The organism is Ancylobacter radicis, from assembly GCF_018449475.1.
Lineage (GTDB): Bacteria > Pseudomonadota > Alphaproteobacteria > Rhizobiales > Xanthobacteraceae > Ancylobacter > Ancylobacter radicis.
This window is the reverse complement of the sequence record NZ_JAHCQH010000015.1, coordinates 725,738-738,573: the sequence shown is the minus strand read 5'-3', so window position 1 is coordinate 738,573 and position 12,836 is coordinate 725,738. Positions and strand designations below refer to the sequence as shown.

General features: G+C 66.8%; 13 protein-coding genes. 5 read left to right on the top strand and 8 right to left on the bottom strand.

Annotation, left to right across the window (positions count from 1 at the left end):
* The first annotated feature begins 5 nt into the window (after positions 1-5).
* Positions 6-671, top strand: a complete 666-nt coding sequence (locus KIP89_RS09470; RefSeq protein ID WP_213755118.1) for a YfbR-like 5'-deoxynucleotidase — start codon at positions 6-8, stop codon at positions 669-671.
* Entirely contained in the window at positions 668-1,174 is a 507-nt protein-coding gene (locus KIP89_RS09465; protein ID WP_213755117.1) for a tyrosine phosphatase family protein, read from the top strand. The genes KIP89_RS09470 and KIP89_RS09465 overlap by 4 nt, the downstream gene beginning before the upstream one ends.
* A 146-nt stretch (positions 1,175-1,320) precedes the next feature.
* Here KIP89_RS09465 and KIP89_RS09460 read toward each other — a convergent pair whose 3' ends face one another.
* Positions 1,321-1,998 (bottom strand): L,D-transpeptidase, encoded by a 678-nt coding sequence (locus KIP89_RS09460; RefSeq protein WP_213755116.1) that lies wholly within the window; start codon positions 1,996-1,998, stop codon positions 1,321-1,323.
* Between the two features lie 954 nt (positions 1,999-2,952).
* Between KIP89_RS09460 and KIP89_RS09455 the strand changes: the two genes are divergently transcribed.
* From KIP89_RS09455 to KIP89_RS09445, 3 genes are all read left to right on the top strand, one after another.
* On the top strand, positions 2,953-4,209 hold the full coding sequence (locus KIP89_RS09455; protein ID WP_213755115.1) for an MFS transporter: 1,257 nt from the start codon (positions 2,953-2,955) through the stop codon (positions 4,207-4,209).
* Positions 4,210-4,420: 211 nt separating this feature from the next.
* Positions 4,421-4,960: a hypothetical protein gene (locus tag KIP89_RS09450; RefSeq protein ID WP_250152291.1), complete on the top strand. Its 540-nt coding sequence runs from the start codon at positions 4,421-4,423 to the stop codon at positions 4,958-4,960.
* A gap of 236 nt (positions 4,961-5,196) precedes the next feature.
* Entirely contained in the window at positions 5,197-5,622 is a 426-nt protein-coding gene (locus KIP89_RS09445) for a DoxX family protein (protein ID WP_213755113.1), read from the top strand.
* A gap of 75 nt (positions 5,623-5,697) precedes the next feature.
* Here KIP89_RS09445 and KIP89_RS09440 read toward each other — a convergent pair whose 3' ends face one another.
* The 7 genes from KIP89_RS09440 to lnt form a co-directional block, all read right to left on the bottom strand.
* Positions 5,698-7,533 carry a tetratricopeptide repeat protein gene (locus KIP89_RS09440; protein ID WP_250152290.1) on the bottom strand — a complete coding sequence of 612 codons (1,836 nt, stop codon included), beginning with the start codon at positions 7,531-7,533 and terminating at the stop codon, positions 5,698-5,700.
* 146 nt (positions 7,534-7,679) lie between these two features.
* The gene (locus KIP89_RS09435) at positions 7,680-8,102 is read right to left on the bottom strand and encodes a phage holin family protein (protein ID WP_213755112.1); all 423 of its coding nucleotides are present in this window, start codon (positions 8,100-8,102) and stop codon (positions 7,680-7,682) included.
* Positions 8,102-8,449: an ElaB/YgaM/YqjD family protein gene (locus KIP89_RS09430; protein ID WP_213755111.1), complete on the bottom strand. Its 348-nt coding sequence runs from the start codon at positions 8,447-8,449 to the stop codon at positions 8,102-8,104. The genes KIP89_RS09435 and KIP89_RS09430 overlap by 1 nt, the downstream gene beginning before the upstream one ends.
* A gap of 79 nt (positions 8,450-8,528) precedes the next feature.
* On the bottom strand, positions 8,529-9,245 hold the full coding sequence (gene trmB / locus KIP89_RS09425) for a tRNA (guanine(46)-N(7))-methyltransferase TrmB (RefSeq protein ID WP_369807094.1): 717 nt from the start codon (positions 9,243-9,245) through the stop codon (positions 8,529-8,531).
* A 147-nt stretch (positions 9,246-9,392) separates the two neighbouring features.
* A complete protein-coding gene (gene metK / locus KIP89_RS09420; RefSeq protein WP_213755109.1) occupies positions 9,393-10,586 on the bottom strand; it encodes a methionine adenosyltransferase in 1,194 nt (397 codons plus the stop codon).
* A 131-nt stretch (positions 10,587-10,717) separates the two neighbouring features.
* The gene (locus KIP89_RS09415; protein ID WP_213755108.1) at positions 10,718-11,128 is read right to left on the bottom strand and encodes a helix-turn-helix domain-containing protein; all 411 of its coding nucleotides are present in this window, start codon (positions 11,126-11,128) and stop codon (positions 10,718-10,720) included.
* A 109-nt stretch (positions 11,129-11,237) separates the two neighbouring features.
* Positions 11,238-12,830: an apolipoprotein N-acyltransferase gene (gene lnt / locus KIP89_RS09410; protein WP_213755107.1), complete on the bottom strand. Its 1,593-nt coding sequence runs from the start codon at positions 12,828-12,830 to the stop codon at positions 11,238-11,240.
* Positions 12,831-12,836 lie beyond the last annotated feature (6 nt).

The following is a 12,836-nucleotide window of genomic DNA, read 5'->3' as shown; positions in this document are numbered from 1 at the left end:
CGGCAATGACGTCTCCCGCAAAGCCTGCCCGTGTAAAACCCCAACGTGTCTGGCAGCGCATGCTGTCCGGGCGCCGGCTCGACCTGATCGACCCGTCGCCGCTCGACATCGAGATCGAGGACATCGCCCATGGCCTCGCCCGCGTCGCCCGCTGGAACGGGCAGACGGCCGGCGCGCACATCTTCTCGGTCGCCCAGCATTCGGTGCTGGTGGAGCTGATCGCCCGCCGGCAGGCCAGCGCGCGCGGAGCCGACCTCGCGCCGCGCTGGTTGCTCGCGACGCTCCTGCACGACGCGCCGGAATATGTGGTCGGCGACATGATCAGCCCGTTCAAGGCGGTGCTGGGCGGCGACTATAAGGAGGTGGAGGCGCGCCTGCTCGCCGCCGTCAGCCTGCGCTTCGGCCTGCCCGCGCTCTGGCCGGCGGCGCTGGTGAAACTGGTGAAGGCCGCCGACCGCGCCAGCGCCTTTCTGGAGGCGACGCGCCTCGCCGGCTTCGAGATCAGCGAAGCCCGTGCCTTCTTCGGCGCGCCCTGCCCGCTCGACCCGGCGCTTGAGAGCGATTATCTCACCCCCTGGAGCGCCGGGGAGGCCAAGGACCGTTTCCTCGCCCGCTTCCGCGAGCTCGCGGAACTGACGCGCGCCGCGCCTGACCTTCGGAGTCCGTCATGATCCATGTCTGCCCGCTCTCGCGCCTTGCCGAGACCGTCGAGCGCACCGGCGCCGAGCATGTGCTGAGCGTCATCAATGTCGGCACGCCGGTGACGCGGCCGGCGCGCGTGCTGGCCGATAACCACCTCTTCATCGGCTTCAACGACATCCTCGCCCCCCAGGACGGGCTGGTCCACCCCTCCGAGGCGCATGTCGACGCCATTCTCGGCTTTGCCCGACGCTGGCCGCGCCGCGCGCCGCTGGTGGTGCATTGCTATCTCGGCGTCAGCCGCTCGACCGCCTCGGCCTATATCGCCGCCTGCGCGCTGGCGCCCGAGCGCGACGAGGCGGAGATCGCCCGCGAGCTGCGCGCCGCCTCGCCCATCGCCACGCCGAACGCGCTGCTGGTGGCGCTCGCCGACGCCGCGCTCGGCCGCCAGGGCCGCATGAGCGCCGCCATTGCCGCCATCGGCCGCGGCAGGGAGGCGATGGAGAACGAGCCGTTCGAGCTGCGGGTCGGGTAATCGCTTACGTGCTTCGAGGCCGGCTTGCGCCGGCGCCTCAGCATGACGATGGGCGGAATGGTTTGGGCCCGTCGCTGTCGCCCGTCATCCTGAGGCGCGCGCCATCGGCGCGCCTCGAAGGACGCAGAGGCTGACCGCCCCCGCCCTCAGCTCATCGCCCCGCCGGTCGCCGGCAGCACCACCACGCGCGAGCCAGTGGGAACGCGGCGGTACAGGTCGATGATGTCCTGATTGATGAAGCGGATGCAGCCGGAGGACACCATGGTGCCGATGGTCAGCGGCTCGGTCGTGCCGTGCAGCCGATAATAGGTGTCGCGCCCGTTCTTGTAGAGATAGAGCGCGCGCGGCCCGAGCGGGTTGTCCAGCCCGCCGGCTAGGCCGCCGGCATAGGGGCCGTAACGCTCCGGCTCGCGGGCGATCATGTCCGGGGTCGGCGTCCAGCGCGGCCATTCCGCCTTGCGGGCGACGATGCCCTCGCCACGGAAATTGAAGCCTTCCTGCCGGCCGACGCCGACGCCGTAGCGCAGCGCCCGGCCATTGGCCATGACGAGATAGGCGAATCGCTCATTGGGATCGACCACGATCGTGCCCGGCTGATAGGGGGAGTTGTACGCCACTTCCTGGCGCAGGAAGCGCGGATCGATCTGGCTGATGTCGACCGCCGGGATCGGGAACGGCTCGTCGGTGATCGCCCCGTACATCCGCACATATTGCGGATCGAGCGCCGGAGGCAGCATCTGGCTGACGCGGGGGCTTCCGGTCGTGGTGCAGCCGGCGAGGGCGATGGGAGCGGCGAGCAGGAACAGACGGCGGTCGAGGAGCATGGGGGATCAATACGCAATGTGATTGGGACAGCAGGTCTCACCTATACCCGCAGAGCGTTGCTTTGCTCCTAAGACGGGGTTCACGGTGGCGTTATGGCGGGATTCCCCGCCCCCCTGTGGCCCGCGCGCCTCACCTGCGCGGCGCGGGACGGAGGCGCGCTTCGGCTCACCCGCGACCGCTCCCCGCCCACACGTCGTCATCCCCGGGCTCGACCCGGGGATCCACACTTCCTCGCGCACCCGGCCAATGACGTGGATGGCCGGGTCAAGCCCGGCCATGACGTTGCTTGGGATGGTCGGGGGTGGGGGGTGCCCATCGCTCGACAGCGAGAGGCACATCGGCCTCCGGCAACGGCACACCACCCAACTCCCCTCATCCCCGGGCTTGACCCGGGGATCCACGTCTTGGTCGGGAGCGTCGCAGGGAAGACGTGGATGGCCGGGTCAAGCCCGGCCATGACGTGGTGGAGGCGGTTGTGGCGCGGCCTCAGCTCCCTCTCCGAGGTGTTCCACCCAACGCCCCTCATCCCCGGGCGTGACCCGGGGATCCACGTCTTCGCGCCCCCTCGCGCGCCCATCCAAAGACGTGGATGGCCGGGTCAAGCCCGGCCATGACGTGGTGGAGGCGGTTGTGGTGCGGCCTCAGCTTCCTCTCCGAGGTGTTCCACCCAAAACACCGTCATCCCCGGGCTTGACCCGGGGATCCATGTCTTCGCGCCCCGGCCAAAGGCGTGGATGGCCGGGTCAAGCCCGGCCCTGACGTTGTTGGGGGGGAGCGAGCGAAGGGGCGCGGGACAAGGGAGACGCCAGCGATGGGCGCGGGGAGAGGCGGCATCCATCACCAATCCTGATGCTCATCCTCAAAACATTTTGTTTCCCTCGCCGAAGCGCCGGGCCTAATCGAAGATCAGGCGGAGTGCGAGGCTGCGCCGCATCCGGTTGCCGAGGCCCGTCATGAGCACCGCCCCTTCCGCCTCTCCTCCCGCCTCCCCCTCCGCCCGCCCGTCTCTCGCCACCCGCGCGCCGCTTCTGGTGGTGCTGTGCGGCTGCATGATCGCCATGCTCACCTTCGGGCCGCGCGCTTCCTCCGGCATCTTCATGCTGCCGATGACCGGGGAATATGGCTGGGGGCGCGACACGTTCGGCCTCGCCATCGCCATTCAGAACCTGCTCTGGGGCGTCGGCACGCCCTTTGCCGGCGCGGTGGCGGACCGGTTCGGCGTGGTCCGGGTGCTGTGGGCTGGCGCGGCGCTCTATGCGCTCGGGCTGATCGCCATGGCCTATGCGGTGACGCCGGGCGCGCTGCATCTGTCGGCCGGCATGATGATCGGCTTCGGCCTGTCCGGCTGCTCCTTCAACATCGTGCTCGCCGCCTTCGGCAAGACGCTGCCGGAGAAGTGGCGTCCCATGGCCTTCGGCGCGGGCACGGCGGCCGGCTCGTTCGGCCAGTTCCTGTTTCCCCCGCTGGCGGCCGGGCTGAACGCCAGCATTGGCTGGCACGAGACGCTGATCGTGTTCGGCGTGACCATGCTGCTGGTCATGCCTTTCGCTCTGGCGCTGGCCACCCCGGCGAGCGGCCCCCGGCCGGGCGAGGCGCGCCCGCAATCTATTCGCGCGGCGCTGGGCGAGGCGTTCCGTCACCCCAGCTACATCTTCCTCGTGCTCGGCTTCTTCACCTGCGGCTTCCAGCTCGCTTTCGTCACCACCCATCTGCCGGCCTATCTCGCCGATCGCGGCCTGTCGCTGACCATTGGCGGCTGGACCCTGGCGGTGATCGGTCTTGCCAATATGGTGGGCTCGCTCTCCTCCGGCTGGCTGTCGAGCCGCATGTCGCGGCGCTATCTGCTGGCCGCGATCTATTTCGCGCGCGGCATCGCCATCGCCGTGTTCGTGCTGCTGCCAGCGAGCCCCGTCACCTCCATCGGCTTCGGCATCGTCATCGGCCTGCTCTGGCTCTCCACCGTGCCGCCGACCTCCGGTCTGGTGATGCTGATGTTCGGCACGCGCTATCTCGCCATGCTCTATGGCTTCGCCTTCTTCAGCCATCAGGTCGGCGGCTTCCTCGGCGTGTGGCTGGGCGGCCTGCTCTATGAGCAGCTCGGTTCCTACAACCTGGTCTGGTGGCTGTCGGTGGCGCTGAGCTTCGCCTCCGCCGCGATCAACCTGCCGATCGTCGAGCGGCCGGTGGCGCGCGCGCCGCAGCCGGCCTGACGACAGGCTTTCGTCTCCTTTACCGGCGCGGTGTTTGCCGGACATTAACCCTCTTCGCGCATCTTGCGGTGCAGTGGTGCCGAAGACGTTGCGCGGCGGCCACAGGCGCGTCCCGCCTTGCCTGCCACAGGCGCCGGCGGGGCGTGCGCGCCTTGACAAGACGGGGCTTTCGCAGCGCATCGTAGCCGATCAACCATCCATGGACGTCCTCATGCGCGCCTCTTCCGTCCTTCTGGCTGCCGTGTCGCTCGCCGCTCCCGCCCTCGCGCCGCTGGCGCCGGCGGTGGCCGGGGAGACGCTGACAGCCGTGGCGGCGCAGCGTTTCGTGATGGGCCGCACCTTTTCCTATAGCTGCTATGAGGGCACCGCCGGCGCCGGGCGCATCATGCCGGACGGCTCGGTGGCCGGCACCGTGCAGATGCGCGGCAAGGGCAATGTCCGCTATGTGACGCTGCCGGCCGGCACCATCATGGTGAAGGGCGAGAAGGTCTGCGCCAAGATGAAGGGCCTCGCCTTCCAGCCCTGCTTCGAGCTGGAGAAGACCAGCGAGCAGAGCTTCCGCGGCAATCTCGCCGGCGCCGAGAAGCTGTGGTGCGAGTTCAAGCGCGGCGGCAGCGGGCGCACCCGCCTCGCCTCGCGCAGCGTGCCGCGCGAGACGCCGGAGATGGCCGCGCCGGTGACCGGCCGCGCCCCGACGGTAGAAGTCACCGTGGCCGCCGAGCCGATCCCCGCCCCGACCGGCGGCAACTGAGCGTTCTTACCCGTCCACTGCTCGCCCGCTTCCGCGTTCCCCGCCCGGCCTGTCGCCGCCGCGCGGCGCTTTGCAATGGCGGCCTGATCGGAGTCGCGAGACATTGCGGAAATGCAATGTCGGAACGGTAATTGCGGCTATCGCCTTGCTTGTTTCCACCGGCTAGCAATGAGCCACACCGGACGGATCGGCCTGATCGTCCACCTCACTGCACTCATCAGCCACGGATTCCAGCCATGATCGACACCCGTTCCGCCCCCTATGGCGTGTTTCTGCTCCGCGTCGCGCTCGGCGCCATGTGGATCTCCCATGCCCTTCTGAAATATGTGGTTTTCACCATTCCCGGCTTTGCGGGCTATCTCGGTAGCCTCGGCCTGCCGACCGCGCTCGCCTGGCCGGTCTTCCTCGCCGAACTGATCGGCGGAATCCTCATCATTTCAGGGGTTTACGCCCGCCACGTGGCCCTGCTGCTGATCCCGGTGATGGCCGGCGCGATGAGCGCCCACATCCCCAATGGCTGGCTGTTCTCCACCACCGGCGGCGGCTGGGAATATCCCGCCTTCCTGATCGTAACCTCTTTTGCGCTCTGGCTTATTGGCGATGGCGCGTTCGCCCTGCGCTCGCGTCCGCTGTTCTTCGCGGGCCGCCCGGCGCGCGCCTGACATCGCCGCGATCCCTCACGAAAAAGGGCGGGCCGCCTTCCGGCGCCCGCCCTTTATCATTTAGAAAACAAAAACTTAGCCGCCGCCATCCGGCTTCGCCGGGGTGGGCGCGGGCGGCGTGGCCGGGGTCACGGCCTCGGCTTTCTGGGTCGGCTCAGCGGCGCCATCCGTTTCGGTCTTCTGGATGTCGGGTTTCTGGTCCTTGATTTTATCGGCTTCATCCAGCCCTACCGCGATCTTGCGCTGGATCTGGGCAAGCTCATCCGCGTCCGGCTTCAGGTCTCGCGCGTGATTCCACTTGAAGCGCGCTTCAAGCTTACGGCCGACCTTCCAATAAGCGTCGCCGAGATGGTCGTTGATCACGGTTTCATTGGGCTTCAACTCGACGGCGCGCTCAAGTTCGCGAACCGCATCATCGTAACGCCCGAGCCGGTAATAGGCCCAGCCGAGGCTGTCGATGAAGAAGCCGTCATCGGGGCGCAGTTCGACCGCCTTGCGGATCATGTCGAGGCCCGGTTCCAGGTTGATGCCCTGATCAACCCAGCTATAACCAAGGTAATTCAGCACATGCGGCTGATCGGGCTTGAGTTCGAGCGCCTTCTTCAGGTCGGCCTCGGACTTTTCCCACTGCTTGGTGCGCTCGTAACAGGTGCCCCGGAAGTAATAGAGCATCCAGTTATTGGCGGTCGGCGCCTGAAGTTCATCAATCGCCTGCGTATAGACGGCGGCCGCCTCGGCATATTTCTCGTTTGACCGCAGAATGTCGCCGAGCGCCATCATGGCGCGCAGATCCTTCGGATTGGCCTCGACGACGCTCGTGAGCGTCTTCCGGGCCTCGTCGAATTCCCCAATCTGTTCAAGGTTTAAGCCAAGTTGCACGTCGGCATTGACCTTGAACGGCGAGTCCTTCGGCACCCCGCGATAGAGCGCGATGGCCTCGTCATGCCGCTTCAGCCCCTCGAACAGATCGGCGAGCGTGATCTGGATCAGCGGATGCGACGGGTCGAGCCAGCGACCGAGTTGGAGATAGATCAGGGCAAGATCTTCGCCCCCCTGGCGCCCGAGTGCCGCGCCAAGCCCATAAAGCACCTCGGCCGCGCCCGCCGCCGGCGTCGTCACAAGCGGCGTGAGGGTCTTGCCGGCGTTCAGCTGGGCCAGTTCCTGCGCGACCATCGGATCGTTCGGCACCAGCTTGTCGAACGCCTCATAGGTCTCGATGGCGAGCTTCTTGTTCCCCGAGCGTGAGGCCCATCGGCCATACGCGTCGACCACACGCAACGTCCGCGGATCGAGCTTGAGTGCCGCTTCCAGCCGCGGGCCGGCGTCGCGCTTGGCGCCGGAGGCATCAAGCAACAGGCCGGCGTGGAAGTCCTTGAAGCCCGCATACCATTCCGGGCCTTTCAGCTCGTCAATGGCGGTGACGCCAGCGCGCGGATTGCCGGACCCGTATTGGGTCCAGGCGCCGAGCAGCGTGGCGTTCAATTCGGCGATCGCCCCCTGCCCGCCGGCCCGGCGCAGATTGCTGCGGGCCGTGACGAACTGTTTGGCCTTGATGGCGCGGACGCCCAGCACAAGCCGCGCCAGCGAATGGTCGGGGTCGATGCGCACGATGCGTTGGGCGTAATCGACCGCTTCGTCGATGTTGCCTTCCGACAGAACAGCGAGGAAGGCGCGCTCGAGAATTTCACCGCTGCGCGGGAAGGTGCGAGCCAGCGCACGGTAATAAGATGCGGCAGCCGGCGTATCCCGCTCGGCTGTGGCAAGGCGTGCGGCGAGATAATTGCCGGCGGGCGCGGAGTGGGCGATGAAGGCGTCCGGGGGCGCCTCCGCCAGAACCGGCGTCGCGCCGAGCGCGGCGAGGGTCGCGAGAAGGGCCGCACCGGGCCGCAGCGACAAACGGCGGAACGTCAAATTGGAAGCCTCCTGCGGCGCGCAAAAAGAAGCCGGCGAAAAGTGACTCGCGGCTCACGAATTGCCGGCAGATTGGTCCTTTTTGACGTCCCCTGCAACAATCGAGGCGCGTCTCAGCGGTTCACTTGCCGACCGCCGAGACCGTTTCAGATGCGTCGGCCAAGAATAAGGCCGAGGAGTGCTGCTCCCGCGGCAACAGCGATCACAGTTGACGTACTGGCCGGGGGGCGGGCCGCCGGATCGGCGCTAGTGCCGGGCGGGGGAGTCGCCGGGCGGGCGGCATAGGCCGCGACATTTCCGAGGCCGGCGGCGCGACGCGGTGACCGCAGACGTACATAGGCGATGATGAAGAACACCAGCGCCAGGATCAGGCAGATGCCGGAAATGATGAAGCCGGCAACGATCGGGTCGTATCGGACCGCCAGCAGGATGTAGCAGGCGGTGAGGAAGGCGATGGCGGCCCCGCTCAGCATCAACGCGCCGAGCGCGACCAGCAGACCCGTTACGGCGGCGCGGCGTGCGGTGTAGCGCAGCTCGACGCCAACCATGCCCAGCAGAAAGCGGAACATCAGCGGCCCCGCGACAGCAGGCCAATCAGGAAGCCGACGCCGAGAGCGGCCGCGACGGCGCCGAGCGGGTTGCGCTCGATCACGGCGGTCACATCGCCACCGATCTTGCCGGCGCGCTCGCGGGCCTCGTCATAAGCGGCGCGGCCTTCATCCATCAGCTCGGAGGCGGTTGCCTCGGCCTTGGCCTTGCCCTGCCGGACGCGGCTGCTCACGGCATCGGCCGCCGCTTCGCCCTGGCTGCGGGCGAGCGTCGTCAGCGTGTCGGCAAGTTTCGCGACATCGGCGCGCAGTACCGCAAGGTCGGCGGTGAGCTTCGAGAAATCTTCCTGCGCGTTGGTATCGGCCATGATCGTCTCCTTCGCCAAGTCCCCGGGGAATGCGCCTGACAACGCGGGCACGCCCGTGAGGTTCCAGCTTACGAGGTAATCAGATGCGCAGGAACTCGTAATAGCCCGGTGTGCGGCCTTCGCGCTTGGCCTTGGCTTCGTAGCGTGTGCCAGGCCAGCCCTCCCAAGGCAGACGCCAGTCATCCGCCCGTTGCGCTGTCCAGGCGAAGCGCGGGTCTGCCAGCAGGCGCGCCAGCGTCCAGGCGGCATAGTGTTCGATGTCGGTCGCGAAGCGGAAGCGCCCGCCGATGGGGAGCAGGCGGGCGATGCGATCAATATTGTCCGCCTGCACGAAGCGCCGCTTCCAGTGGCGCCGCTTGGGCCAGGGGTCGGGATAGAGCAGGTCGATGCGGTCGAGGCTGGCGGGCGGCAGCCGGTCGAGCAGCGGCACGACGTCGTCGCCGTGCAGGCGCAGATTGGCGAGCCCACTCTCGGCAACGGAGGCTGTCACCTTGGCGATGCCGTTCAGGAAGGCTTCGGCGCCGATATAGCCGATATCGGGATTTCGCTGCGCTGCAGCCAGCAGATGCTCGCCGCCGCCGAAGCCGATTTCGAGCCGTACAGCGGTGACCGGCACGCGGAAAAGCTGGGTCAGGGCGCGCCCGTCCAGTTCCGCGACGTCGATGGCGAGCGAGGGCAGTTCCTGCGCCAGATGCGCCGCCTGCTGGGCTCGCAGCGGTTTGCCTTTGCGCCGGCCGTAGAACGCGGCCTCGCGCGGGGAGGGGCGCAGGGAGGCCGAAGCGGAAGCGTGGTCCACCGCAGGGTCAACGGCGGCGCGGTTGGGGAGCACAGGCTTGTCAGTGTTGGTCATCGGCAGGCGGAATATAGAAGCCTCACCAAAAAGAGAAGGGCGGACGTTGCCGTCCGCCCCTTTGAGCGTCGCGCCCTAGGGGACGCGTGAGGTTCAGGACACCGCAGCCTTGATCGCACCGGCGAGGTCGGTGCGCTCCCAGGAGAAGCCGCCATCGGCTTCGGGGGCGCGGCCGAAATGGCCATAGGCGGCGGTCCGGGCATAGATCGGCTTGTTGAGGCCGAGATGCTCGCGAATGCCGCGCGGGCGCAGGTTCATGACCTCGCGCAGCACCTTCTCGAGCTTGGCTTCCTCGACCTGGCCGGTGCCGTGAAGGTCGACATAGACCGCCAGCGGGTCCGACACGCCGATGGCATAGGCGAGCTGGATGGTGCAGCGGTCGGCCAGTTCGGCGGCCACGACATTCTTGGCGAGATAGCGCGCGGCATAGGCGGCCGAGCGGTCCACCTTGGTCGGGTCCTTGCCCGAGAAGGCGCCGCCGCCATGCGGGGCCGCCCCACCATAGGTGTCGACAATGATCTTGCGGCCGGTGAGGCCGCAATCGCCATCCGGGCCGCCGATCACGAACTTGCCGGTCGGGTTGACGTGCCAGATGGTCGAGGGCGTCACCCAGCCGTCCGGCAGCGCCTGGCGAATATAGGGCTCGACGATCGACTGAACGTCATGCGACGACAGATCGGCGTCGAGGTGCTGGGTGGAGAGCACGATCTGCGTGACTTCGACCGGCTTGCCGCCCTCATAGCGGACCGTGACCTGGCTCTTAGCATCCGGGCCGAGCACCGAGCTCTCGCCGGAGTGGCGCGCATCCGCGAGCAGCTTCAGGATCTTGTGGGCGTAAAAGATCGGGGCCGGCATCAGCTCCGGGGTCTCGCGACAGGCGTAACCGAACATGATGCCCTGGTCGCCGGCGCCTTCATCCTTGTTGCTGGCGGAATCGACGCCCTGGGCGATGTCGGCCGACTGCGCGTGCAGCAGCACCTCGATGTCGCAGTCTTCCCAATGGAAGCCGTCCTGCTCATAGCCGATGTCCTTGATCGCCAGCCGGGCGATGTGGGACAGGAAGTCATGGGTGATCTGCGAGGGGCCGCGGGTCTCGCCCGCGATCACCACCCGATTGGTGGTGGCGAGGGTCTCGCTGGCGACACGCAGATGGCTCGGATCCCAGCCATATTCGGGGCCGTACTTGAAAAAGGCATCGACCACCTCATCGGAGATGCGGTCGCAAACCTTGTCAGGATGCCCTTCCGAAACCGATTCACTAGTAAAAACATAGGATTGCCGGGACACGTGTCGCTCCTCACGTCAGACCGGCGCGTTCCATAGCGTCCGGCGCCTACTTGTTTGACAAGTGGTCGCCAGCGGGTCAAGCCTTTATGGCGGACGCGTTCGGAAAAAAGAACGCTGCGGCAACCCGCACCTCAGGTTGCAACGTCGTTCCCAGCCAGGGCCTCCACGAGGTCGACGATGCGGCGGCGCACCTTGCTGTCGGTGATTTTAAGGAAGGCCCGCGTCAGGGCAATGCCTTCAGAGGTTGCGAGGAAGTCCGAAACATAGGCCGGGGACGCATCGTCCGCGAAACCCTGGGCCATTGGCTGAACGTTCGGGGCGCCGTCGAAAAAGAACGAAATCGGTACCCCTAGTACCGACGAAATATGCTGCAGACGACTGGCGCCGATACGGTTCGTGCCCTTCTCGTATTTCTGAATCTGCTGAAACGTGATGCCGAGATTCTCCCCCAATTTTTCCTGACTCATGGCGATCATCATGCGGCGCATCCGCACTCGGCTGCCCACATGCTTATCGATCGGATTGGGAGACTTCTTCGTCATAGGCTTCCTCAACGGCAAGCAAAAAAATACCTCTCCCAACCGATGGAATGGGAGAAGCGAACCCGAGAGAACGTCAGTCTAGGCAAAGCTCGCCACAGCGTCGATCAATCTAGGCGTGCATATCGCGGCGTTGCAGCATAAGTGCTAGCACAGCAGCACATACCAGAAGCGCGATCGGTACCCCGTTGCCGAAGCGGGCATAAATCGTCATCGGGAGAGCCGTCGGCAGTTCCCCGTCAAGCACGCCGCGCACACCAAGGGGTAGCAATCCGACCGCTCGCCCGAGCGGATCGATAATGGCGGAAATGCCGTTATTGGTGGCGCGAATGAGCGGCAAACCTTGTTCGACCGCACGCAATCGCGCCTGTTCGAAATGCTGGTAAGGGCCCGGCGTCAGACCGAACCAGGCATCGTTGGACATGTTCAGGAGGAAGCCGGGACGGCCCGCGCCGGGTGCGCCGCGCGGGACGAGGTCTTCGGGAAAGATCGCTTCATAGCAGATCAGCGGCACCGCATCCGGCAGGCCGGGGATCGGCATCAGGCGGCGTGTTTCACCGGCGGTGAAGCCACCGCGCTGGCGGGTGAGTTGCTCGATGCCGAGAGTCTCGAGCGTTTCCTGAAACGGCAGATATTCGCCGAACGGAACGAGATGCACCTTGTCGGCCGAGCCAGCAAAGCCTCCCTGGCTGTCGATGATGCGCAGGCTGTTGAAGGCTTGCGGGCGGCCATTGCTTCCACTCGCTCCCAGCCGCACCGCGCCCGTCACCAGCACCGCGCCATCCGGGAGCATGGCGGCAATGCGCGCCAGCGCCTCGGGCTCGCGTTCAAGGAAGAAGGGAAAGGCCGATTCCGGCCAGAACAGATGGGTAACCTCAGCAAGCCCGCCTTGGCTCTCGCTGGTGGCGATGTAGAGGTCCATGACGCTGCGCCGGGCGTCGTAGCGGAACTTCTGATCCTGCGGCAGGTCAGGCTGCATGATCCGTAGCCGCGCACCCGGCACGGTGCCGATCTCGGTGGTGGCGAGGCGCCATTGTCCGGCACCCCAAACCAGCGCCAGAAGCAGCACCGCCAGCCCTAGCGGGCGCTGGCGCGCTGCACGGGGCCGATCCCGGTCGAACAGCAGGGCGGGCGTGGCGAGCGTCGCCAGAGTGAGAAGGCATAGGCCAGACAGTCCGATGACCGCGCTGGCCTGTGCAAAGCGCAGGTCATCGGCCAAGGCATAGCCGAAATTGTTCCAGGGGAAACCGGTCAGTGCATGGCCGCGCAGCCATTCGGTGAGGGTCAGCGCGATCGCGAACACCAGCACCCGTCCGGCGCCGCGGCTCCAGGCGAAGCTGGCAAGGCCGCAACCGAGCGCGACAAACAGAGCCAGAAAGGCCGGCACGCCGATGACGGCGAAAGGCATGAGCCAGACGAACATGTCCGCCTGGACCAGAAACGCCATCCCGATCCACCAGAGCCCGGCGATGAAATAGCCGAACCCGAACAGCCAACCCATGCCGAAGGCCGCGCGGAACCGGCGCCATGGGCTGGCATGGGTCGCGGCCTGGTCGATCAGCCAGACCAGCACCGGCAGCGTCAGGGCCAGCACCGGCCACAACCCGAAGGGGGGCATGGCGAGTGCCGACATGGCGCCTGCCACAAGGGCCGCGAACCCGCGTCGGCGTCCGGACGCGGCCCGCAGAACCTCTGAGATCAGCATTGCGAG

Bases quoted from the DNA above. Each gene is read 5' to 3' on its own strand.
- KIP89_RS09470 (WP_213755118.1), top strand. From the start codon at position 6: ATGACGTCTCCCGCAAAGCCTGCCCGTGTAAAACCCCAACGTGTCTGG.
- KIP89_RS09455 (WP_213755115.1), top strand. From the start codon at position 2,953: ATGAGCACCGCCCCTTCCGCCTCTCCTCCCGCCTCCCCCTCCGCCCGC.
- KIP89_RS09435 (WP_213755112.1), bottom strand. From the start codon at position 8,102: ATGTTCCGCTTTCTGCTGGGCATGGTTGGCGTCGAGCTGCGCTACACC.
- KIP89_RS09430 (WP_213755111.1), bottom strand. From the start codon at position 8,449: ATGGCCGATACCAACGCGCAGGAAGATTTCTCGAAGCTCACCGCCGAC.
- lnt (WP_213755107.1), bottom strand. From the start codon at position 12,830: ATGCTGATCTCAGAGGTTCTGCGGGCCGCGTCCGGACGCCGACGCGGG.
- KIP89_RS09460 (WP_213755116.1), bottom strand. From the start codon at position 1,998: ATGCTCCTCGACCGCCGTCTGTTCCTGCTCGCCGCTCCCATCGCCCTC.
- KIP89_RS09465 (WP_213755117.1), top strand. From the start codon at position 668: ATGATCCATGTCTGCCCGCTCTCGCGCCTTGCCGAGACCGTCGAGCGC.
- KIP89_RS09445 (WP_213755113.1), top strand. From the start codon at position 5,197: ATGATCGACACCCGTTCCGCCCCCTATGGCGTGTTTCTGCTCCGCGTC.
- KIP89_RS09415 (WP_213755108.1), bottom strand. From the start codon at position 11,128: ATGACGAAGAAGTCTCCCAATCCGATCGATAAGCATGTGGGCAGCCGA.
- KIP89_RS09450 (WP_250152291.1), top strand. From the start codon at position 4,421: ATGCGCGCCTCTTCCGTCCTTCTGGCTGCCGTGTCGCTCGCCGCTCCC.